Genomic DNA, 22,278 nt, shown 5'->3' with positions numbered 1-22,278 from the left:
TTTATTTCTCCTCCTTGCGGTTTCCTATACGAAAAACTTTTGCACTGCGTTCATATTCTACGTCTTGCACGTGTAGTCGAAAGTTAATGACCCTTGCCAATGCAAAAAAATAGTCCGAAAGCCGATTTAAATATTTTTGTGCTGTTTCCGGTGGTTTTCGATCTGTCTTCGAAAGCTTGACAACTAATCTTTCAGCTCTTCTTGTTACCGTTCTGGCAATGTGAATCGATGCGGAGGGCTTTGTTCCTCCTGGGAGGATAAAACGTTCCAGCTCTGGTGCTTCAGCTATATATTCGTCAATTCTTGATTCCAAGTACTCAATCGACTCTTCTTGAAGTTTGGTTTCACGTATTTCAGATATGTTTGCAAGGTCTCCTCCGCAATCAAATAATTCATGCTGAATTTTTTGAAGATCAGCAATGACATCCCCAAAAACTTCCTGGTCCAATTCAACCATTGCCTGCCCGACAAAACAATTAACTTCATCTACTGTTCCGTAAGCTTCTACACGGGTGTCGTCTTTATCCACCCTTCCACCGATGATGCTTGTTTTTCCTTTATCCCCTGTTCGTGTGTAAATTCTCATTTCACATTCTCCTTTTCTTTAATGGTTTTATTGATTCCGTACCAGATGACATCCACTTTTTGTGCCTTGGCAGCTGTATCTTGATACGCCCATCCTGTTAGATCCCGCCACAATCGATTTTCTTTTTCCAAAGGAACAATTCCCTTTGTTATATCCGTTCCGATTATAATTACATTTCGGCTGACCTTTTCCTTCTCCCATTTCAGCCAGTTATTTAAGCAGCTATTCCAAATTTCTAAGGATTGCTGTACATCGACCTGCTCGGTTAAAAGCTTTAACCAGATTTCGATGCCTTCCAGGATGAGAAAATTTTGATCATGGTTTACATACCGTGGCAGCGGATGATTTTCATAGGCTGACAACCAGCTTTCATCCTTTTCGACCTTGTATGTTTTTATCACCCATGCTCTTTTCCCGTTAAAGGCACCTCCTGTAATAAAATGCACCGTTCTCTCCTCCTTAGTGCTTCTCGTTCAAAAATAAGTTCGATCCCGTAACCATGTGGTACCCTCCAGCTCCAAAATTCCTTTATCTCTGGGGCAAATTCTGCTAAAAGATATTTGATTACTCCTCCATGAGTGATTACTGCACAGCGCTGAAAGTTTTTCGTAAAGATTTCTTGAATCACTCTGTTCCAGCCATTTTGAACTCTTTTGCTGAATTGCTGAAAAGATTCTCCATCCGGCGGAACAATATTAAACGGGTCATCTATCCATAGCCGGTAAAGCTTTTCTGTTTTCAATTCTTCATACGTTTTTCCTTGCCATTTTCCAAAATCCATTTCCCGCAAATTCTTCAAGAGGAAAAGATCCTCATTTGGAAACAATACATTCGCTGTTCTTATGCAACGGTTCAGGTCACTGGAAAAATAACAATCGTAGGTACGAGTTGTTGCTAAATTATGTGATTCTGGGCATAAGGGGGAATCATTCCATCCTAAATACGCTTTTCGTTTATTTTCTTCTGTTAAGCCATGACGAAATAATGCAATAACCACACTGTCATCCATAAAATTAATTCAGTCCCTTCTACTGTCGCGCCTAAAACATCACCCGTAATACCTCCGAACCATTTGAGTGCATTCCTGCGAGAAATCAAATAACAAAGAATTGAAGCTAAAAGCAACAGGCATATAGGGATGAAAAATACCTTTGATAAAAAGACTGCTATCAGAAAAACAAGGATATAGAAAGGATAAATCCAAAGCACTTTTGCGGTTGCGGCCTGTTGAAACATACGGCCAAGACCTTCATTTTTAGCCGTTTGAACGGTTAGCAGCACCGTACCCATTACACTTTTACTAAAAAAAGGCAATGCAGCAATCAGGTAATAGATGACAGGCCCAATGTTCATGATCAGTTCATAGATAAAGAAAAAACGGCAGCTCAGCAACACAATAACCGAGATGACTCCAAATGCACCTGTTCGCGGGTCCTTCATAATCTCAAGTCTTTTTTCCTGATCCTGATACGAAAAATAAGCATCACTTGCATCTATCCAGCCATCCAAATGGATGCCTCCTGTAAGAAGAATGGTGGCTAGCCACAATAGAAAGGCAGCAGCTACATGAGAAAAAGGTGTCCAGTTCATCACACCATACAATAGGATTGAATAAGAAACTCCTTGAATGAATCCTAGTAACGGAAAAGCCTGGACTGCCCCCCGAAGATTCTGTTGATCCATTGGCAATTCCCGCTTAATTGGAATAGACGTGAAAAATTGCAGGTTAATCATCAACCCCATAAGTAATTTCATGCTCTTCTACTCCATTGGTTAATAATGTGATTAAGCAAATCCCAATTGATATGATCTTTCATTTGCCGGGCTAATTCATTAAATCTTTGATCTTTAAAATCTTTTATATGGACCACTTCTTTGTTTGGAAGTCCCTTCCACTCCCGAATCCTATTCAACCATTGGTTTCTCCAACCGTCATTATGAAAGAGATGATGGAGATATGTTCCTATAATTCTGCCGTTATTGCCGTAGTAACCATCTGCTTTCCCATCAGTGGTTAGGAGAAAAGAACATCCTTCCTGAGATAGGGTGGTACTGCCTAAATGTATCTCGTACCCTTCTAACCTATGACGATTGAGTAGACCGGTGTCCTTGTGAAGTTGGGCTGCTGTCCTTGTGGTTTCTTTTTCACGTTTAAACAATGTTTTCGCAGGTATCATCCCTAATCCCTCTACGTGGCAGTAAGTTTTCCCTGTATCTGAACCAACTTCATCTATCAATTCATTCCCCAGCATTTGATAGCCGCCGCAAATTCCTACCAAAAAACCGCCATCTTCCAAATGTCTTTGAATCGATTGATCCAGATTTTTTGCTCTAAGATCATTCAAATCGCTGATCGTGCTTTTTGTACCGGGGATAATCACTGCATCCGGCCTGCCGAATTCTGAAGGATCTTTCACCCAGCGCAGTGAAACATCTTCTTCATACAAAAACGGGTCCAAATCACTATAATTTGAGATAAATGGAAGTTGAATCACGACAATATCAAGGTCAGCTTTTTTTCTGCCTCTAAATTGCTGAACAATCGATAAAGAATCTTCCCCATCTATCATATGGTTTTCCACATATGGCAAAACTCCTAAAACAGGAATCCCTGTTTTCTCCTCTAACCAACGGATGCCATCTTCAAATAAAGAGCGATCTCCTCGAAATTTATTAATCAACAAGCCGGAAATCCTTTTTCTTTCAATCGGTTCAAGTAAATCAAGCGTGCCAACAATACTTGCAAAAACTCCTCCCCGGTCGATATCGGCAACAAGGATGACTGGAACATCCGCCATTTCAGCTACTTTCATATTGACAATCTCTCGATCTTTTAAATTGATTTCAACAGGACTGCCGGCCCCTTCGATTACTAATAAATCGAATTCTTTTTCTAAATGGGAGAGCGATTCCTTGATCACCTCAAGCCCTCTTTCATAAAAGCGGTCTCGATATTCCTGTCCTGATAAGGATTCAACAGCCTTTCCCAAATACACTACTTCAGAATGCATATGCGATCTTGGTTTTAGTAAAATCGGATTCATCCAGACACTCGCTTCCGTCTTCGCTGCTTCTGCCTGCATTCCCTGAGCTCTCCCAATCTCTTTGCCATCAAGAGTGACATAAGAATTATTGGACATGTTTTGTGATTTAAAAGGGGCAACCTTTATTCCTTCATTGGCAAACATCCTGCACATAGCGGTCACAATTAAACTTTTTCCCACATCAGATGCCGTCCCTTGAATCATCACTCCCTTCATCACATCACCTCCTTCATGACAATCGGTATTCCACCTTCAATCAAATATGCCCAATCTGCATCCTCAACTAACCTTTTATGGATTTTACCAAGCAAACGTTTATAGGCTAAAACAAGTTCATTCTCTCTAATCGGTTCGTGTAATACTTCGTTACTGACCACAACCAAGGCACCGGCTCGCCTTTTTATCGCCAAAATTCCGGTTATGATCTTTTCATACACTGAATCTAAGAAAGGTTCGTCCCACTTATGTACTGCCGCATACAGTTCATTGTTTAATAAAGTTGTCACACAATCAAGTAACAAAAAATCATGTTCATTATAATGGTCAGCTAATTCACCAATGTTTAAAGACTTCTCCTCCGTATACCAGTAAACCTTCGCATTTTCTCGGTCCTGCTGATGTTTTTTGATTCGTTCTTTCATTTCGGAATCAAATGGCACACCCGTTGCGATATAATGAAGTTTTCCTTCAGTTGCAGCTGCTCTTTCCACAGTAATCCGTTCTGCAAAGCTGCTCTTTCCGCTTCTGACACCGCCTGTGATAAAGATCAACAATGGTGCTCTCTCCATTGGTTCAGCACCTCCATTAACTGCTCGTTTTCTTGATTGTTTTTAATGGCAAATCGCAGCCAATTCCCTTCTAAACCAGAGAAATTAAAGGTATGCCGTGGAATGATTCCTTTTTTTAACAGGAATTCAAATAACGCAAACTGGTCTTTTTGATAGGAATCCTGCAATAAATAAAAGTTCACTTTGGAAGCTGAAACCATAAACCCCTGTTTTTTGTAATAAGTGAAAAGCCTCTTTCGCTCATTTGCCATATATGTTTGGGTCTGTCTTATAAATGCTTCTTCCTCTATACATAATTCACCAGCTGCCAAAGCAATTACATTCGTGCTCCAATGGGATTGCAAGTTTTGAAGCTTCGCAATCGTGGCTGAATTTCCAACTGCATAGCCAAGCCGAATCCCAGGGATTGCAAACATTTTGGTCATCGAACGAATCACTATTAAATTGGGAAATCTCTTAATATATGGAAGAAGCGATTGATAATCCTCCAAAAAGTCGTAGAAGGCTTCATCCAATATAAACAAACAATCGTGTTTTTCACATTCTTCCATAAGCATTATCATGTCGGATTTCGTGTAGTGGATTCCTGTCGGATTGTTTGGATTACAGAAAAACAGTGCATCTGCATCCCTTAATTTCTGACGGATGCTATCAAAGTTAAGTGCAAAATCCGGCGCTTCCAATTGATCTATAATGATCTCACAGCGATTGACCCTGCACGCTTGTTCGTACTCCGAGAACGTGGGCTGAATCAATAAAACTTTTTTCCCCTCCAGCATTCTTGCGGCAAGGGTGATTAGATCTGCTCCGCCGTTTCCTACCAGCAGAGAATCGATCGGGACCTGTTCCTTTTTTGACAGTTGTTCCTTCAACGTTTTGGAATATGGATCCGGGTACACCGTTACCTTGTTATAAAAGTCATTCCACTTCTTTTTCAATGCATCTGGCGGTCCAAGTGGATTGATATTGGCGCTAAAATCCAGGTATTGATCCAGAAGCTTCATGCCCATTGCTTCATAAAGATATTGGGGATTCGAACCATGTGATGGCCATTTCAAAGCACATCCCTCCTGCCCATAAGAAAAGTAAAAATAAAAAAACCGTTTTGCTTAAAATTGCATTTGCTGCTTTTATGTGTTCCGGCTGAATCGTCTCAATCGGATTCCCCATTTTTGCCCGGTTCGATACGAGCCCTTTGTAATAATTAATCCCCCCAAGCTGGATACCTAAAATAGAGGCAACTGCCGCTTCGCCCCATCCGCTGTTCGGGCTTGGATGCATATTGGCATCACGGAACAAAATCGTCCATGCTTCTTGATAGGTTGTTTTTCTCGGTCTATTCCCAAGCATCATGATGATTCCCGTCAAGCGGCTCGGAATCCAGTTCATCACATCATCCCATTTCGCTGAAGCCCAGCCAAATTCCTTGTAGCGTTCATTCATATAACCAACCATTGAATCACACGTATTGGTTGCCCGATAAACCATCGCAAGCGGCGCGCCCCCCACTAATGCCCAAAACAATGGCGCTGTGACCCCGTCACTTGTATTTTCCGCAACAGTCTCGATTGCACCACGGGCAATTTCTCCTTCCTCCAACCGATCCGTATCCCTGCCGACAATATAGGATAATTTTAATCTTGCTGTTATTAGATCTCCTTCTTTTAACGGCCCATACACCTCAAGAGAGGCTTGTTTTAGGCTTTTTTGAGCAATTGTGGTTGAAATAATTATGCTCTCAAGGATAATTCCAAGGGCGGGATGAAGCTTATAACCGATAAAAATAATGAGAAGAACGAACGCAAAAACAGACACTAAAACAATCAGAAGCATAAAAGCCCCCTTCATGCGTTTTCTTTCTCCTATATTCCAACGCTTTTCAAAGAAAGCAATCATCCAGCCCATCCATTTGACTGGATGCGGCCAATGAGGCGGGTCTCCAACGATCATATCAATAAGGTACGCAATCGTGATTGAGATTAAATGATAAACTATCATGATCGAATCCTTTTTCGCGATTTTTGTAACGCTCTTGTTGTACACTGATACACAGCTTTACTGATGAGTTTTCCTAAAGGCGTAATCGTTCCTGCAAATTCCAAACATTTTCCTTGCTGTGTGGCGGCAATTAAAATACTGTCGGTGGAAGTTCCAGTCGCAATCGTTCCCGTGACCTTGTCCATCACCTTTTGATCATTCATCACCTTACCCTTTGCTTCAGTTGCCGTCATAATGCTTTGAATAAATGCCTCCTCGGTCAGTTCACCATTCACAAAGATCCAAGTATTAATGGTTCCAGGCGAAAATTCATAGGAATGCATTTCACTTTTTGAAGCATCAATCGCATTGCTAACACCAGCTGTCACGACAACAAAAATCGAAAAATCATCGTGTTCATAAAATTGATATGCCGCATCATCGAGGAACACTGCCGTCATCATCCCGACCGTCTCTGCCGGTTCAAACCCATTTGCGCTAAGAAAAGCCGACATTTCCTGGCGGTGATCACTGCAGTTATAGTTTTTATCCACATGGCGATTCACGAACTTTTGATACCAGCCGGTCCCCGCCCCAACTACACCGGAAGACATCGTTCGGAGCTGTATGGGAGATTCTAATCGAATGTACTTTTTAAAAAAAGATAGACAGCTTTCATCAATACACTCGGCATTTTCGGTTTGCAGTATATTAGGTAAGAGAACCATTTGCGGAGCAGCCACTTTCGGGTGCGGATGCTTCTTGATGTCGGTATGAAATACATTTCGGATTCGCTCTTCTTTTAGTACTTCATTCGGAATATGTTGAATATTCATTGTCCCTTTTTCCAACAGAAGAAGCCGATCACAATAAAGCCCGGCAAGATTTAAATCATGAAAAATAGAAACGACCGTTAAACCTTTTTCAATCGTCCATCGTTTGAGGAGATCTAATAATTCTTTTTGATAGGATAGGTCTAAATGGTTGGTTGGTTCATCCAAAAGAAGAATTTCAGGTTCTTGGGCCAGTGCCTGCGCCAAAAAAACACGCTGCTTCTCACCACCGGATAGTTCCTGAATCGTTTTATTTTGTAATGAAGCTACACCCGTCTGTGCCATGACCGTTTGGACAATCTCTTCATCCTCCTTGCTCCACGATTGAAACCAACCTTTTTGATGGGCATAACGCCCCAGTGAAACGGTATCTTTTACGGAATAGGAGAAAGATTCGAAGGAATGCTGGGATAAAACAGCAACCATACGCGCCAACTGTTTAGTAGAGAAATCTTGAAGCCTTTTTCCCTTTAAGAAAATCTCACCGCCACGAATTGGCAAGATCCCGCTAAGCAGTTTTAAGAGAGTCGTCTTGCCGCTACCGTTTGGTCCCAAGACACCAAACAATTCCCCCGTTCCGACTTCAAAAGAAACGCTTTTAAGAACGGCTTCACCTGAATATCCACCTGAAATATTTTCAACTCTAATCATTTCTTATCCACTTCTTTCCTTCCTTTTTCTTTGTAAAAGAATGATAGCAAAGACCGGTGCACCAATTAAAGCGGTGATCACTCCAATCGGTAATTCAGTCGGAGAAATGATCGTCCTTGAAATGAGATCCGCAATGATTAAAAACCCGCTTCCGGTTAAAATCGATAATGGCAAAAGGTGCTTATGGTCCGGACCCCAACATAATCTCGCCATATGTGGAATGACAAGCCCTACAAATCCGATGGTTCCGGAAACAGCTACAGACGCCCCCGTTAGGATGGAACCGGAGATTAAAATCATCAATTTTCTGCTTTGGATATTGACTCCTAAATTCTGTGCCTTCTCTTCTCCGAACGACATTGCATTTAATTCTTTTGCATTCATCATCAAAATGACCGATCCAATAATAAGAAATGGCAGGATAATCTTGATATACTCCCAGCCTCGCATTGAAACGCTGCCCAAAAGCCAGCTGATAATTTGCCTTAGTTCATCACCCGTTAAAGCAATCATTAAGGAAATTAGAGCCCCAAGAAAGGAGCTGAAAATAATTCCTGTTAAAATAATGGTTTCCACTCTCATGGAACGCTCCATTTTTCGTGCGAAGACTAGAACAAAAACGATGGTAACAAGTGAAAAAACAATACTTACAAATGGGAGAGTAAAAGAACCAATAAATGGAATCGAAAGTTGAAAGAACAATGTGATGACCGCCCCGACCGATGCACCGGATGAGACCCCCAGTGTATAAGGGTCGGCCAACGGGTTTCTTAATAAGCCTTGAAAGGCCGCTCCTGCAACAGCAAGAGCAGCCCCGACAAGACCGGATAAGATCACTCGGGGTAGACGAATATCCAAGACGATGTTGATGAACATGGGATCAATTCGTTCCAGAGAAACAAATCCAAAAAGTTTCGCTTCGATTATTTTTATAATCGTTGGAATTGGCACATTTACCGTACCAATGGATGTACCCAATAGAATTGACAGGAGCAGAAAGATTCCTGCAGTTAGATAGGCACTATATTTATTATTTAAAAACGTCCGGATAAATTGCCTTAGCAAGCTCCTCTACTCCTTCAACAACCCTTGGGCCAGGGCGGTCGACAAGGTCTGAATTAATATCAATTACCTGTTTATTTTTTACCGCATTCACATTCTCCCAGCCCTTTCTTGCTAACACCTGTTGGGTAGGATTCTTTACATAATAACCATATGTAGTGATGATAACATCAGGATTTTTTTGAATAATCGCTTCCTGATCAACTTTAATCCAACCTTGTTGATCGTTCGCTACATTGTCAGCATGAATGGTTGTAAGCATTTCGTCCATAAACGTATTTTTTCCTGTTGTATAGATATCGGGTGCAGGAGCTACTTCCATATACACTTTTTTCTTTTCCTTTATGGATGATGCCTTTGCCTTAATGTCCGCCAATTTATCCTTCATGCCCTTAATGACTTCTTCCGCTTTTTTTGTTTCACCAGTTGCCTTCCCGATCATCTCAATAGAGTTATAAACCTGTTCAAAGTTTTGTGCATTAGCAACAACCAGAACCGGAATTCCTGCATCGCGAAGTTGCTGAAGGGCATCCTTCGCGATCGAAGCAGATGAGGCATGCGCCAAAACTAGGTTTGGTTTTAATGCAATGATTTTCTCTGTATTAAATTGCTGTCCGCCGATTTTTTCTTTTTTTAGAGTATCTTTTGGATAATTATCATAATCCGAGACTCCCACAATTTCCTTTCCTAAGCCTAATGCATAGGCAATCTCCGTATTGCTTGGCATTAGTGATACAATTTTCTCAGGCTTTTGCTTCATCAAAACCTTGTTCCCTAAAGCATCCTTAATGGTTACTGGAAAGGTGGCTGTTGTATTTTCTGTTTTCGCCTGATTTCCTTCCTCGTTCGGTTTGGTTGTTCCAGCACAACCTGCAAGCACGCCTATTGTTAATAAAACAACCAGCAATAATGAATACCATTTCTTCATCTTTTTTCCCCCTAATTTTGATTTTGCAGCATAATGAAAATAAATCTTGCCAATGACACTTGATAGCTAAAAACAAAAAACATCTCCATTAAGACATGGAGATGTTGGTATGAGTAGATTCTAATACGAAACGTAAAGAGTCCAGCATGCCACACATTCCTATCCTCGTAGGTTTTGGCTTGAATAAACAGGTAGGTCTCCTGGCTCATGATCATCGCTTCCTATACCTTCCCATCTTAAGACAGTGGCCATTATAGGATGCTCCCATTTACAGTGGCGGGACCGCGTTGGATTTCAACCAACTTCCCTATTAAGCTAATAATCTTTAATGATTTTAGCACCTGTTTATGTAATCTATTTTTTTATGCTAAAGCAATTATATATAGTAGTTAATCAAATGTACATGTTTTTCAGAAACTATTACCATTTTTCAATTCAAGTAAGAGGAATATTTCGACAACTCCTCCCACAATTAGTTTTGCACTCGAATCATAAACAGTCTATGGTGAAACTGACAGAAAACTGTATGGATGTGTAATACCTACCAAACACTTAGTGCTGTATACAAGCCTAAAAAGTAAGTAAATCTTTTATAATGGAGTAATAGTAGGATGACCAACCAGCTTCAACCAGGGCAAGAACTGCAGGCAAACCAGCGGCTAAACGCGAACATCGGGCGAGCATTTCTGATTATGCAGGGTGATGGAAGGGCGTCTGGCACCAATGGCAGCGGTGCTGTAAAAGCAATCATGCGGAACGATGGCTGCCTTGTTGTTTGTAAAGCAAATGGGCAGTAGGTCTGGTCCTCTGGTACCGCGGGGAACGACGGGGCCTATCTCATCCTTCAGGACGATGGGAATGCGGTGATTTAAATGCGCGCTGGGACTCGAGAACATGGCGCCATTTTCAAAAGCTTGGTTTTGACCCAGCAGTTCACGGGTTCTTATTTCCAAACAACTTCGTTAATACTATAGCTAATATTCCCGGATATGGGCAGGTAACAACCCGACTAGTTTATGTGAACACCAACCATACCCTCCACTCCCACGGCGGACACAGTAATCCGAAATGGACGGCTGATCAACAAGAGGTAACGGGCTTTGAGGGCCGGGACGACAATGACTTGAGGTGGCTTTTAGAAATTCGCTGAGGTGGCCATAAGGATTGCCCCTCGTTAGAGAAGTTGTCAATGCATGGATGAAACGCGAGGGTCACTTCGAAAATAAAAGACAGCCTAGAAGGTGAACTGCCCCGTAAATGATAGACACTAAACTTACATTTACGGGGTGTTTTTTAAATTTAAAACAGGCTTTAATCAACTGTTCGGTCCCATCTGCCATAAATATTTCGTCAATTTCAAAATTCTATAAAAATTCCTGATAATTGACAAAACTCATTAAAATGGTTTCATGGCCAACTGATTCATTATTTCAATAAAATAATCATACCCTCTACCTACATGTTCCACTTTATGTGAATCTGATCCATACACAAGCGGAACCCCCAACTTCACCGCTTCTTCGATTACCCATATCGGAGGATAGATTTCTTTGCACATCGGTTGAAAAAGACCGGCCAAATTGACATCGAGTTCCATTCCGCTCTGTTTAACCTTAGAGAGAATTTTGGTTATATGCTCCCGATCGTAATTAGGATCTTTAGGTCTTACAAAATCTTGATACTTATGGATTAACGTGAGATGCCCAATCCTAGAAGGCTTGTTAGGGCCCAAATTCGCCTCAATGCTCTCCTCTACCATCTCATAATAAGCATCATAAACTTTCTCTACACTGCCATAATACTTGACCAACCCATCTTGAAAATCCTCTGCCGAGAAATCCACACATCTCCAACCATCTTTACCAGGAAGAAAGTGGACAGATAATAACCCATCCTCTAGTTCATGACTGTCTAACAAGTCCCGTGTGAATGATTCCATTCCAGATATAAAGTCAACTTCTAAACCCACTAAAATATCAATTTTCTCTTGATACTTATCTTTCAATTCTTTACCTATTTTAAAGTAATCTTTCAACTCGTTCATTGACATAGCTAATTCATCTACTAGCCATTGTCCATTCGGAATGGTTTGTGTCAGTTCAAAAGGCAGTGGGGGATGTTCGGTAAAACTATATTGCTGAAATCCTTTCTTGATCGCTTCAATAATATAGAGTTCTGCGTTCTCCTCCGACCCATGCTTACAAAAGTGAGTGTGGGTATGTCCATCTCGCCCCTTTTGAAAAAATTCATGTCCCATATCAAAAGTCCTCTCTTGAAATACTAAAAATTATAAAGTTAAATATTAATAGTCCAAAGACTCTTCAATTGCTCTAGTCTAACCTTTACATTATCGGAATAGTTTATACATGTGCGTCTACATGGCTAATTTTTCTGAATAATGGAACTTGCATCTTAACGTAACAGAATAATGATGCATGTCAATAATTAATAAGAATTTTAAACATTTTTTTTTAAAAAACACATCTCTGATTGAAAGTCTAACAAACAATCATTTCAATCTCTGTTTTCACCGATTCTAAGGAGCATATATCATTTTCGCATACACAAATTCTAAAATTATACTATAAAAAAGTCAATAACCTACCAAGGTTATATTTATAATTTTCAAAAAAGTATATTACCCCCAAAAATTAAGAGTGATATAATGAAAGGATTAAGTGAAGTTAAGGGAGGAAACAAATTGGCTACCTCACTAAGGGTATTGTCGTTAGCGATGCCTTTTATATGCATGATGGCTATGTCCGTGTTAGAAAAGTCACCCTTTTTTATCTTTTCTAGTATATGTTTTTGACCTTTAATCCGAAAGCGAACCAAAACTGTGTTGGAATTAATAATAAGCTTTCATTTTCTATCAAAATCGGAGGAGAATTTTATGCCTGAAACAGGAACAATAAAAAAATATTCTTCAAAAAAGAAGAAAAAGAAAGCAACTTTTCTAGAAAATTTTAATTTTTTTCTTTTACTTAAGGTTGGCTTTCTTATTTCCCTATCCCTACTAATTGTCTATCTCTATTATCTACATACAAAAGGAACTTTTATTTCCAGTATGGCTTTACTATGGAATTTGCATAAGAAAGTTATTATGATTATGTTCGGGTTTGTTTCATATAGTTTAGGAATTTTTTACTTGGGTTTTAGGAAAGGAAGAAAAGGATAAGAATAAATGGTTCACTTTAATAATTATTTTATTTTTTCTAAAAATCATCATTTACCAGTGATAAGGTTTACCATATAATTTAGACCCAACCCATATTTTAATGTTCCTTGATATTTATGGGATTAAACTTTCGATGTCTAATACTGTTATAAAAGCAGGCTACTGTCAAACACAAAAGATAATCCCGTAGGGGTATTGCTTTGACGTTTTTTCTAATACACAAAAAGCCCCCATAATCATGAGCGCTTCTTCTAGTTTTTATTTTTCACAAGCAATAAAATCTTTATCTCGATCCAATGAACTATTTGCGTCATACAGAGCCTGTGAAACATAAGGTTTATATTTTGTTTTTCCACCTTTATTTTTTACAGATGATGAACGTGCTACACCGCCCTTATAACTATTGTTCAATTCAGTACAATTTTTAAACTTTTTGGCTGCAGCATCTGCACTGTTCGCAGAAACAAAAGAAAAACCGAGTACCAATCCCGCTGAGAGAAAAATAACACAAAGTTTTTTCACAACATCCCCCTACCTTCCCACTTATTTACTTTTCTAAATAATCATAGTACAAGCAGGGGTTCATTATCAAGATAAATATCGTGCGAAATATCTAACATTTCCATCTGATTTTATTTCCATTTTTTTGGAAAAAATGGCGGTTTTTTCTTGAATCATCCTCTGTTATTTGGTCTATTTTTAGTCTAGCTGTTTATGAAAGAGATTTAGGAACTTTAAACTTAATTTGATACCCCAGGCAACCTCATTCATCACTTTTTTTCTATTTTACATAATTACTTAGCTTACCGATATTCTCTACTTCTACAGAAACGAAGTCGCCTGTTTTCATTGGACAACTGCCAGAAGGGGAACCAGTAGCCAAAACATCACCTGGTTCAAGTGTCATAACTTTTGAAATCCAACTAATCAGAAAAGGTATGGAAAGTGACATCTGATTGGTATTACCCTCTTGAACGATTTTGCCGTTTAACTTGGTAACAATGCGTAAATTGGTTGGATCTATACCTGTCACAATCCACGGACCCAATGGGCCAAAAGTGTCGAAACCTTTTCCGCGTGTAAACTGTGGATCCATTTTTGTAAGATCTCTTGCAGTCACGTCATTAAATATGGTACAGCCAAAAACATAATCCAATGCATCTTCTTCTTTTATATTTTTGCCACGCTTGCCGATAATGAGTGCTACTTCCCCTTCCATCTCCACCTGTTTTGTTAAATCACTTGACGGAAGAATAATATCCCCACCGTTTGGAATCAATGAAGTTGTCGGCTTTAAAAACAAAAATGGCTCTTTCAGATTTGCCTTTCCCCCAGTCTCCTTCGCGTGTTCCGCATATGTCCATCCGAAATTAATCACTTTTGAGGGTGCTACAGGCTCCAAAATTTTCACATCACTAAATTTAACTTTTATTCCATCGTAATTTAATTCATTGTTTACAATTTCATTAAAATTACTGGACAATTGTAAAATTTCATTATCCTCAACAATTCCATAATATTTTTTACCACTATGATTCTGATAACGAACTAGTGTCTGTGTTTTTTGTAATAACTGCATTACCAAACCAACCAACTCCATCAACAAATTTAAATGTCATTTACCCTGTACTAGGGGGAATTCAATTAGTTATTAACTCGTAACATGGATCATTAAAGTAAACAATCTGTGTTAGAATCTTATTACCTTGAATACTTTCAAGGAAATTTTTTGCTTCTTTTTCAGTGTTAAACTCATACATTCTTAAATCTTTTCCATTATTAAACACAGTAATATTCCACATTCAAAAATTCCTCACTTTTTCACATTTTTATGTTAAGGATGTTTTTTCACAACTTGGCTAACATCTAATCTTAATGATTTCTCCTTTGAAATCTGACTACCCTGACATGCTATGATTTGGATAGATGAAATTTCCCAAGGATTTTCTTTATTCTATTTCCGATAGCTCCGTAACGAGGGTTATTCCTTTGTTTTGTCACTTTCATTTATAGAATGATAGATTGCTTACATTAAGGATAATGCAGTAATAGAAAAAAATAAAATACCAAATAATTATATTTACTTATAAGAAATTTTTATATCGCATAAACAGGATGTGAAGAAGCTATGAAAACCATAATTCTGGATGTGGTCTACACTCTTCAAAGTTCCCATATCTGCATCGCTGATAGTACTTGAATTAGATAAACAGAAACGGAATAAAGCATGAATGATAATTTACCTTTTAAAAATAGATAATGGAATATTTTCCCTCACATGGTATAATTTTAATTAATAGAAGAGTGGTGGGGGGAAGGTTATGGTTGCTCAAATAATAGGCATAGTTGGTTCAAGTTTAGGATGTTTAGTTGCTGCATTTATCTTTTATTTTTTAGTAAGGAAAATGCTTGTTAAGTCTCTAGAAGGAAAAACATTAATCTTTGTGTCTTTTATTGGTTCGGGTATTATAATTTTAGTCATAAACTCTTTACTAAATGGATTTGTATGGGGGTTTGTAAGATACATTCCTGCTCTATTTGTTTGGTTCTTAATTGATATAATTATAGCGAATAAGAAAAAAATTATTTCAGAAAACATTAATGGATAAGCCCCTCTCGATTGAGAAGGGCTTTTTGTTTAGTCAGTATCTTCCTATAAATGTGGGACGAACAAGTTTTCGCATTAAAAATGCACCCTCGAAAGAATGCTCTTGAATATTTTTTAATTCGTGTTTTCATGTAATTTAAATTTAAAAATTTGTTGTACATTATTTGCGACTTTCAAATTTAAAAGCATTATCCATTAATATTTAACTGTCACTTCCTTCAAATTGAATATCCCAATCATCTGATTCGTCGTCTGTTTCACAATCGTCAACGTCAGTATAAAGGATGGAATCGACTGCAATTCTTTTTATTTTCATTCTCTCCATTTACCTATCTCCCCTGTAATTTAAGTCATTTTTCAAGTTATTCTTTTGTAAGTGAAAGGTGCTTACCAAGTTTAAGTAAACTTCTTCACAATCTTATTTTGCAATAAAAATGAATGCAACAGGACATTAAAAAAAAACAACTGTCATAGATAATCAGGAAATGATGACTTATAGCTTTAACACTCTTTATTAGAGTAAAATGAATAATTTATAAATAATAGACTAGTCTATGAAGTTAATCTGTTAAAAAATTGGGCAGCTTTTTATTGACTAGCCTTCTATTTTATGAAGACACTTTTTATAGATGTTTTAGAATTCCAAAGATATTGATTTTTCGCCATCTTCCAATAAAAGAATCCTATAGGGATATAGTAAGACAAATAGGTACTGATCATAAATCCATAGTAAAATGGGTAGCCCTTTATAATGAGTATGGTCCAGATGGTTTAAAATTAAGGTATACAAATTCCCCTGCACAATTTAAAATAGACGTACCCATGTCCATGCAGATGTGGTAAGAAGTTTAAGAATTGTCAAAGTCGTAAACACGTTACTTAATATCTAGTTAAATATTATATAGCCTCTTTTTGAGGAGTATAAATAAAAAAAGGGAGTTTGAATATTATGGCATTTAAAGAAATAAGCCCTAAAATCAATATTGAAGAAATAAAAGAGCTTGGCAAATTATCAGGAGAAGCGTTAAAACTTAAAAAGGAACGTGATAATGAACTTGAAGCAATTATTAAAGGTGAAGATGATCGCTTGCTTTTGGTAATTGGTCCTTGTTCATCTGATAATGAAGAAGCTGTTCTTGAATATGCTCGTCGCTTAGCAAAATTACGAGAAGAAGTTAAGGATAAGATTTTTATTGTAATGAGGGTATATACGGCTAAACCTCGTACCAATGGTGATGGATATAAAGGCTTAATTCATCAGCCAGATTCCAAAGGTAATCCTAGCTTGATTAACGGTATCAAGGCTGTTCGTGAATTACATTATAAAGTAATTACTGAGACTGGTTTGACAACAGCAGATGAAATGCTATATCCAGAAAATCTTCCTTTGATTGATGATCTGGTAAGCTACATCGCAGTTGGGGCACGAAGTGTAGAAGATCAACAACATCGATTTGTTGCAAGTGGTATTGATGTACCAACAGGCATGAAAAATCCAACTTCAGGTAATTTGAACGTAATGTTTAATGGTATCTATGCTGCTCAAAATGCACAAAATTTTCTATTTAATCATGCTGAAGTAGAAACTGAAGGTAATCCTCTTGCACATGCAATTTTACGTGGAGCGTTAAATGCATACGGAAAAAATATACCAAATTATTATACAGATAATTTACTAGATGCAATCAAAATCTACGAAAAAATGCATCTTAAAAATCCATTTATCATAATTGATACGAATCATGATAACTCTGGTAAACAATATTTAGAACAAATTCGTATCGTTCGCCAAACTTTGATTAATCGTGAATGGAATGAAAAAATTAGGAAATATGTTCGCGGATTTATGATTGAATCTTATCTTGAAGAAGGCCGTCAAGACGAACCAGTAGTTTTTGGTAAATCAATTACAGATCCTTGTCTTGGATGGGAAAAGACAGAAGAACTTATTCATGAAATTTATAAAACAGAAGTTAAATAACAAATAATATTTACGGCAAGAGCCCAGTTTTAACCTGGGCTCTTTATGTTATTGAAGAAGGACAAATTGTTTTGTAAAACACTGTTAGTTCCTTAACGAAATATTGATACAAGGATTATTGAAACATAGAGCTGAAGAATGCAAGTAGGTGAATTTGTAAGCCTTATGTGGCAGGATAATAATTTTAAAAAGCATTCTATTAGAATAACAAAAACCGTTTATTTAGCGTTAAATTTAGCATTTCTTCTAAAGGAAATAAACCGGAATTCTTAAGAGGAAGAAGATCACTATCATCCTCTGACATTTCTAGAAAAACACCTTCCTCATCCAATTCGAAGACTTCACTTAGCTGCTTTGCTGATTCTTCAAATCGGCCCAGCAAAGAAAGGTAGCAGGCTCTGTTGTATCCAAAGTATAAATCCTGACCATGAAGCTCCAAAGCATGATCGATCCATTGCAGTGCTTCCTCAACACGTTCCTGTAATCGATAAATGATAGCTAGTTCGTTGAGGGCATTTGGATCATCTGGTTGAACCTCCAGGGCTTTTTTCATAGCCAACTCCGCTTCAGGATAGTTTTCGAGCGCAACATAAACTTTCCCAAGATAATAATACCCTTTATCAACACTAGGCTCAATGTCCAGACATTGAAGATAAACAGCCTTAGCTTCCTCCAACCTTCCCTGTAAAAATAAGATATAACCAAGTAAATTCATATACTCCGGCTCATCGAACTCTTCCGCAAGAGTTTCCATTAAACGTTTGGCCTTGGCTAAGTTCTTCAACTGTTTCTGCTCACTCATTTCTACACTTTCATTCACATAAAGGGTCGCAAGTTTATAGGCCAAATCAGTATCCCAATGTGATTCTAGCGCTTGCTCTAACACCTTTATGGAATCATCTGGAAGGTATATTCGCAGGTAAAAATCAGAAAACCAAGCAGCTGCTAAACTATTTTCAGGATCTAATTTCAAGGCAGTTTCGTAAAAGCTGATAAGTAACCCCATATGGTAACTAAGTTTAGTAAAACCTGTCAGTCTTTTAAATAAGTTCTTACGCTGTTGGACGGTGCTATCTTCAACTAAATTGACTACCATGTTTTCATAAGCTGCCGCACTATTCATAAAGACAATACTTTTTTCATTATCAGTCAGCTTTAGTTTTTTCAAATCATCTTCGAGTTTAGCTATAGACTTGGACTTCGAATAGATCTCGATAAGTGTTTCATACCATTCCCTCGTATGGAAGTCTTCCTGAATGACGGGCAGGCATTTTTGTTTGGCTCTTTTTAGATCACCTTTCTTTAGGAAAATCTTAGCCTGATGAAGTAAAAGCTGCGGCAATTCTGGTGAATACTCCAGTGCCTTTGTTAAATAGGCCTCTTCTTCTTTTATGTCACCAAGCTTTCCATAAATATATGCCATGGAGTCGTATAAAAACGCCCGGTCATATTTTTTCTTGCCGAGTTCTAACTCCCTGAACCTCTCCAAAAAGTCCTCCAGCATGGAAGGTTGGTCCATCAACCCGATTGCCGCTTCAACCGAAATGCAATAAGGATTAAGACAGAAGGCTTCCATTAAGTAATGCAGCTCTTCTGCCTTGTTCTCTGCCTGGCCTGCAATATTGGCTAAATTCAACATTGCCTGTTCATGATAAGGATCAAGTTTAATCACTTTTTGAAAATATTCTCTTGCTTTCTTATATTCTTCGTTTTTAAAATAAATCTCACCGAGCCTAAATAGTGGCAAGATATCTTCTTTTAAAGTCAGAGCATGTTCATGATAACTTTTCGCCTTGTTCAAATACCCATTCTGTTCATACAAACAGCCAATATAGCAGAGAAACAGAAGATCATTCTCTCTATGATCACGCTCACCTTCAAGAAATGTAATTCCTCTCCTGTAAAATGGTGTGTCTTCGATAAGACCTGTGTACAATTCCAATGCCTCCATCAGATTGGAAGTCGTCCTCTTTATCCCAAGTTCCATGTAAGATAGGGCTTGCAAAAAATACGTTTCATCCATTTCCCTTTCTGTCGCTGTTTCCCACATAATCTTTCCACTGTTAATCAAAAATTCATGATGATCCTTAAATTGATTATAAAGGCTGTTCATATAGGAGAAAAACTCAGTGATTTTTCCTTCTTCCCTTAGTAATGCTCCAAGCGAAAGAAACGCATCTGGCTCCTCAGGTGTCTTTTCTGCTGCTTTTGAATAATAGGTTCTTGCTCGATCATAATTCTGTACCCTTTCGTAAAACTCGCCAAGTTCCATGAGCAGGGGGTAAGATTCATCTGTTTTAGTAAGTCCTTTTTTCAAAGCATCTTCTGCCCTTTTGCGATCTTCATAGGCAAACTCATAGAGATTTGCCAATTCACGATATGGCAGAGGAACATCTGGGTCCAAGTCAATTGCGACTTTGAATCCTCTTTCCGCCTTATGGAAGCGGCCAAGCCGTCTATCACAGAGGGCCCTTTCATACCAAAGATGAGCATTTCTTTTGTTCATTTTTAGAGAGGTGGTAAAGACATTCCTTGATTCCTCGTATTGTTCATTATCAAATAAAATCATTCCATGATTAGTTAATGGAAAAACATCACGGTCATTAATGTCCAGCGCAATAATTGATAGTGTTAATGCGTCTCTAATTTCACCATGGTTGGAGGTTGAGAGTGCCAGATACGACCAGAGGATATAATCATCTGGTTCCAGCTTGATTCCTTTCTTAAATTCATCGGAAGCCGCAAGATAATCACCTTTATAATAAGATAATCTACCCTTCAGATAATGATAAGCAGGATCATTTTTGCTCCCCTTCTCAAGGAATTGAAAAGCAGGCTCCTCCTTCTTAACAGCTGCATAGGCCATGGCAATGGTCAGATTTCGATAATGGGAGTTAGTCATATGACGCTCAGTTACTGCTACAAACTTCTCTAGAAGCTCTTCATCCAGATTACTTGCCAAATATTTGACTGAGTAGACTGCTACAACGGGATTTTCAGCATGTTCTTGTAAAAACGTAAGATCGTCGAGTTCAAGTGGATGGTCACATTCCTCCGTAAGCAGCAACAGCTTTTTCATCCTTTCATGCTCGTCTGGAATAAGGAAATCAAGCTTCTCTGCTTCACTAGAAGGAACAATCGCCACTGATAATGCAAAGTTATTGCCGAACTCTTGATCAAAGTTCTGATATTCCAGCTGGTGAAGTCCTCTAAAATTCGGATCTTGAATATGAAACACCTGTAAATTATCATCATACCCTGTTACCATTTGAACATGGGAGGATATAAGATAATCGATCGTCACCATCACTGCAACATCTAAGTCGACCAATCTTTTAAACTTCTCCTCATTTCCCAAAAAGAGACGGCAGCCATATCCCTTTTCTTCAAGATAGCCGATTGCCTTGGAAATCTTTGATCCAGCTACGTCAAAGATTGAAGCCGCTATTTCCTCCTGGCTAATTTCATGTAAAAACATGCTCAAAGCCATTTGAACGCAAGCTGGTACGCAAAAATTATATTTTTGAATGACGGGTTTGTAATTCATTTTTTTGACAGGTTTATTTTTTTCTCCGTTGAAATGCTTGTAATGCGTTTGTTGTGTGAGTCCAGGATGTGAAGCAAGATGCTGCTGAAGCAGGTCAAGCCTTTCTTCCTGATAATAGGCTTCCGCTTCGAAGAAAGAGAACATTTTCTGATACCCATGATAAGGAGAAATACTTGCTAACTGAGTAATAGATTCTCTCATAGTATTCCACTGCTTCTGCTTGTAATGAAACCTTATTTTCTCCACTAAAAGCTTTGGATAATAGGGATGCTCCTTTAAACCCTCCTCTAAAACACTCTCTGCTTTCACCATTTCTCCCTGCATCGAGTATTGTTGGACAAGAAGGACATAAGAAATGACCCCATCCCTTTGGTCCTTTTTGCCTTTTTCGAGAAACTCGAGGGCTGTGTCCCATTCTCCTTTATGAAGATAAAAATAGGCCCATCTCGAATTCGTGCTGTCCTTAGATGCCGATTCACACTTTTCCATATAGACAAAGGCTTCTCGAAAGCGCTGCATGTTGATCAATGCATCTGCCAGATTGAAATACAGCTTTTCAGCTAATTCAGAGGATAGGTCCTCCTTTTCCAGCTCCTTTAACAGCTCTTCTGCCTCAATTAGCTTGTGTTCCGCAATCAATTCCTCAGCATACCAGATGGTTGTTAATGGAGACTTTTGTTTTCTGTATCTCTTCCTCACAAGGATTCGGCTCCACTGGTCCATTAGGGCCAGATCCATCATCATAAGCAAATCTTTTAAATTCTCTTCCGGTTGATGTATAAGGTTTCTGATTGATGTTGATTTATATTGTTTTATATAATTTTGAAATTGCTCTAGAAAGAGTTCAAGCGCTTTCTGATAATTTTGGTTCTCAAGTAAATCTATGAACGTATTTTTTATCATCTGGTTCTCCTTCACTTGGTTCATATTTTTCATCAAAACAATTTTAAAAATTTAAGTTTACCTTTTTACTTTTTGGTTGAACCATCATTCTGGTAAAAAATAATTTTCTAGATTATTATTCTTCGAGTCTTTTTTAAAAACCTTCTTCTAACTTCCTTTGGCAATCGCCAAATATATATAGAATTGGATTTA

21 protein-coding genes and 1 riboswitch are annotated in these 22,278 nt (G+C 38.2%); of the genes, 3 read left to right on the top strand and 18 right to left on the bottom strand.

All coding sequences use genetic code 11. From position 1 onward, the window contains the following. Nucleotide 1 precedes the first annotated feature (1 nt). From JOC76_RS03630 to JOC76_RS30800, 14 genes are all read right to left on the bottom strand, one after another. Nucleotides 2-586 carry a cob(I)yrinic acid a,c-diamide adenosyltransferase gene (locus JOC76_RS03630; RefSeq protein WP_205176157.1) on the bottom strand — a complete coding sequence of 195 codons (585 nt, stop codon included), beginning with the start codon at nt 584-586 and terminating at the stop codon, nt 2-4. After that, the gene (locus JOC76_RS03625) at nt 583-1,032 is read right to left on the bottom strand and encodes a bifunctional adenosylcobinamide kinase/adenosylcobinamide-phosphate guanylyltransferase (RefSeq protein WP_205176156.1); all 450 of its coding nucleotides are present in this window, start codon (nt 1,030-1,032) and stop codon (nt 583-585) included. The genes JOC76_RS03630 and JOC76_RS03625 overlap by 4 nt, the downstream gene beginning before the upstream one ends. Then, nucleotides 984-1,595, bottom strand: a complete 612-nt coding sequence (locus JOC76_RS03620; protein WP_205176155.1) for a histidine phosphatase family protein — start codon at nt 1,593-1,595, stop codon at nt 984-986. Before JOC76_RS03620 ends, JOC76_RS03625 begins: the two co-directional genes overlap by 49 nt. Further along, nucleotides 1,553-2,341, bottom strand: coding sequence for an adenosylcobinamide-GDP ribazoletransferase (cobS, locus tag JOC76_RS03615; RefSeq protein WP_205176154.1), 789 nt, complete (start codon nt 2,339-2,341; stop codon nt 1,553-1,555). The genes JOC76_RS03620 and cobS overlap by 43 nt, the downstream gene beginning before the upstream one ends. Continuing rightward, entirely contained in the window at nt 2,338-3,846 is a 1,509-nt protein-coding gene (locus JOC76_RS03610) for a cobyric acid synthase (protein ID WP_205176153.1), read from the bottom strand. Before JOC76_RS03610 ends, cobS begins: the two co-directional genes overlap by 4 nt. Continuing rightward, nucleotides 3,846-4,418 carry a bifunctional adenosylcobinamide kinase/adenosylcobinamide-phosphate guanylyltransferase gene (locus JOC76_RS03605; protein ID WP_205176152.1) on the bottom strand — a complete coding sequence of 191 codons (573 nt, stop codon included), beginning with the start codon at nt 4,416-4,418 and terminating at the stop codon, nt 3,846-3,848. Before JOC76_RS03605 ends, JOC76_RS03610 begins: the two co-directional genes overlap by 1 nt. Then, nucleotides 4,397-5,476 (bottom strand): threonine-phosphate decarboxylase CobD, encoded by a 1,080-nt coding sequence (gene cobD / locus JOC76_RS03600; RefSeq protein ID WP_205176150.1) that lies wholly within the window; start codon nt 5,474-5,476, stop codon nt 4,397-4,399. Before cobD ends, JOC76_RS03605 begins: the two co-directional genes overlap by 22 nt. Beyond that, on the bottom strand, nt 5,433-6,416 hold the full coding sequence (gene cbiB / locus JOC76_RS03595; RefSeq protein ID WP_205176148.1) for an adenosylcobinamide-phosphate synthase CbiB: 984 nt from the start codon (nt 6,414-6,416) through the stop codon (nt 5,433-5,435). Before cbiB ends, cobD begins: the two co-directional genes overlap by 44 nt. Then, complete coding sequence (locus JOC76_RS03590; RefSeq protein WP_205176146.1) at nt 6,413-7,879, bottom strand: adenosylcobinamide amidohydrolase; 1,467 nt, start codon at nt 7,877-7,879, stop codon at nt 6,413-6,415. Before JOC76_RS03590 ends, cbiB begins: the two co-directional genes overlap by 4 nt. Before the next feature lie 3 nt (nt 7,880-7,882). Continuing rightward, nucleotides 7,883-8,944, bottom strand: a complete 1,062-nt coding sequence (locus tag JOC76_RS03585) for a FecCD family ABC transporter permease (protein WP_205176144.1) — start codon at nt 8,942-8,944, stop codon at nt 7,883-7,885. Next, nucleotides 8,910-9,869 (bottom strand): ABC transporter substrate-binding protein, encoded by a 960-nt coding sequence (locus JOC76_RS03580; RefSeq protein WP_205176142.1) that lies wholly within the window; start codon nt 9,867-9,869, stop codon nt 8,910-8,912. The genes JOC76_RS03585 and JOC76_RS03580 overlap by 35 nt, the downstream gene beginning before the upstream one ends. 11 nt (nt 9,870-9,880) lie before the next feature. Beyond that, nucleotides 9,881-10,078, bottom strand: coding sequence for a hypothetical protein (locus JOC76_RS03575; protein ID WP_205176140.1), 198 nt, complete (start codon nt 10,076-10,078; stop codon nt 9,881-9,883). Continuing rightward, a riboswitch (cobalamin riboswitch) is annotated at nt 10,043-10,229 on the bottom strand. Its footprint overlaps the gene before it by 36 nt. A gap of 1,036 nt (nt 10,230-11,265) precedes the next feature. Continuing rightward, nucleotides 11,266-12,126, bottom strand: coding sequence for a histidinol-phosphatase HisJ (gene hisJ / locus JOC76_RS03570; RefSeq protein ID WP_205176138.1), 861 nt, complete (start codon nt 12,124-12,126; stop codon nt 11,266-11,268). A 368-nt stretch (nt 12,127-12,494) separates the two neighbouring features. Continuing rightward, on the bottom strand, nt 12,495-12,722 hold the full coding sequence (locus JOC76_RS30800) for a spore germination protein (protein ID WP_372441902.1): 228 nt from the start codon (nt 12,720-12,722) through the stop codon (nt 12,495-12,497). 40 nt (nt 12,723-12,762) lie between these two features. Between JOC76_RS30800 and JOC76_RS03560 the strand changes: the two genes are divergently transcribed. Continuing rightward, a complete protein-coding gene (locus tag JOC76_RS03560; protein ID WP_205176135.1) occupies nt 12,763-13,047 on the top strand; it encodes a hypothetical protein in 285 nt (94 codons plus the stop codon). A gap of 258 nt (nt 13,048-13,305) precedes the next feature. Here JOC76_RS03560 and JOC76_RS03555 read toward each other — a convergent pair whose 3' ends face one another. Together JOC76_RS03555 and JOC76_RS03550 are read right to left on the bottom strand one after the other, a co-directional pair. Then, the gene (locus tag JOC76_RS03555; RefSeq protein WP_205176133.1) at nt 13,306-13,569 is read right to left on the bottom strand and encodes an excalibur calcium-binding domain-containing protein; all 264 of its coding nucleotides are present in this window, start codon (nt 13,567-13,569) and stop codon (nt 13,306-13,308) included. Nucleotides 13,570-13,828: 259 nt separating this feature from the next. After that, nucleotides 13,829-14,626, bottom strand: a complete 798-nt coding sequence (locus JOC76_RS03550) for a fumarylacetoacetate hydrolase family protein (RefSeq protein WP_205176334.1) — start codon at nt 14,624-14,626, stop codon at nt 13,829-13,831. A 742-nt stretch (nt 14,627-15,368) separates the two neighbouring features. Between JOC76_RS03550 and JOC76_RS03545 the strand changes: the two genes are divergently transcribed. Further along, the gene (locus JOC76_RS03545; protein ID WP_205176131.1) at nt 15,369-15,656 is read left to right on the top strand and encodes a hypothetical protein; all 288 of its coding nucleotides are present in this window, start codon (nt 15,369-15,371) and stop codon (nt 15,654-15,656) included. Between the two features lie 201 nt (nt 15,657-15,857). Here the strand turns inward: JOC76_RS03545 and JOC76_RS30375 are convergent, their stop codons facing one another. After that, nucleotides 15,858-15,980 (bottom strand): hypothetical protein, encoded by a 123-nt coding sequence (locus JOC76_RS30375; protein WP_275591319.1) that lies wholly within the window; start codon nt 15,978-15,980, stop codon nt 15,858-15,860. A gap of 624 nt (nt 15,981-16,604) precedes the next feature. Between JOC76_RS30375 and JOC76_RS03540 the strand changes: the two genes are divergently transcribed. Next, nucleotides 16,605-17,636 (top strand): 3-deoxy-7-phosphoheptulonate synthase, encoded by a 1,032-nt coding sequence (locus JOC76_RS03540; protein WP_205176129.1) that lies wholly within the window; start codon nt 16,605-16,607, stop codon nt 17,634-17,636. A gap of 199 nt (nt 17,637-17,835) precedes the next feature. Here JOC76_RS03540 and JOC76_RS03535 read toward each other — a convergent pair whose 3' ends face one another. Further along, entirely contained in the window at nt 17,836-22,086 is a 4,251-nt protein-coding gene (locus JOC76_RS03535) for a tetratricopeptide repeat protein (protein WP_205176127.1), read from the bottom strand. Nucleotides 22,087-22,278: the final 192 nt, after the last annotated feature.

It is taken from the genome of Neobacillus cucumis (genome assembly GCF_016908975.1).
Taxonomy (GTDB): domain Bacteria; phylum Bacillota; class Bacilli; order Bacillales; family Cytobacillaceae; genus Neobacillus; species Neobacillus cucumis.
The sequence above is the reverse complement of the archived record's forward strand: the minus strand, read 5'-3'. Positions and strand labels throughout refer to the sequence as shown.

Excerpts from the sequence above, each read along its gene's own strand:
- hisJ (WP_205176138.1), bottom strand. The coding sequence starts at position 12,126 with ATGGGACATGAATTTTTTCAAAAGGGGCGAGATGGACATACCCACACT.
- JOC76_RS03560 (WP_205176135.1), top strand. The coding sequence starts at position 12,763 with ATGCCTGAAACAGGAACAATAAAAAAATATTCTTCAAAAAAGAAGAAA.
- JOC76_RS30375 (WP_275591319.1), bottom strand. The coding sequence starts at position 15,980 with ATGGAGAGAATGAAAATAAAAAGAATTGCAGTCGATTCCATCCTTTAT.
- JOC76_RS03550 (WP_205176334.1), bottom strand. The coding sequence starts at position 14,626 with ATGCAGTTATTACAAAAAACACAGACACTAGTTCGTTATCAGAATCAT.
- JOC76_RS03605 (WP_205176152.1), bottom strand. The coding sequence starts at position 4,418 with ATGGAGAGAGCACCATTGTTGATCTTTATCACAGGCGGTGTCAGAAGC.
- JOC76_RS03590 (WP_205176146.1), bottom strand. The coding sequence starts at position 7,879 with ATGATTAGAGTTGAAAATATTTCAGGTGGATATTCAGGTGAAGCCGTT.
- JOC76_RS03545 (WP_205176131.1), top strand. The coding sequence starts at position 15,369 with ATGGTTGCTCAAATAATAGGCATAGTTGGTTCAAGTTTAGGATGTTTA.
- JOC76_RS03535 (WP_205176127.1), bottom strand. The coding sequence starts at position 22,086 with ATGATAAAAAATACGTTCATAGATTTACTTGAGAACCAAAATTATCAG.
- cbiB (WP_205176148.1), bottom strand. The coding sequence starts at position 6,416 with ATGATAGTTTATCATTTAATCTCAATCACGATTGCGTACCTTATTGAT.
- cobS (WP_205176154.1), bottom strand. The coding sequence starts at position 2,341 with ATGAAATTACTTATGGGGTTGATGATTAACCTGCAATTTTTCACGTCT.
- JOC76_RS03620 (WP_205176155.1), bottom strand. The coding sequence starts at position 1,595 with ATGGATGACAGTGTGGTTATTGCATTATTTCGTCATGGCTTAACAGAA.
- JOC76_RS03630 (WP_205176157.1), bottom strand. The coding sequence starts at position 586 with ATGAGAATTTACACACGAACAGGGGATAAAGGAAAAACAAGCATCATC.
- JOC76_RS03575 (WP_205176140.1), bottom strand. The coding sequence starts at position 10,078 with ATGAGCCAGGAGACCTACCTGTTTATTCAAGCCAAAACCTACGAGGAT.
- JOC76_RS03610 (WP_205176153.1), bottom strand. The coding sequence starts at position 3,846 with ATGAAGGGAGTGATGATTCAAGGGACGGCATCTGATGTGGGAAAAAGT.
- JOC76_RS03580 (WP_205176142.1), bottom strand. The coding sequence starts at position 9,869 with ATGAAGAAATGGTATTCATTATTGCTGGTTGTTTTATTAACAATAGGC.
- JOC76_RS03540 (WP_205176129.1), top strand. The coding sequence starts at position 16,605 with ATGGCATTTAAAGAAATAAGCCCTAAAATCAATATTGAAGAAATAAAA.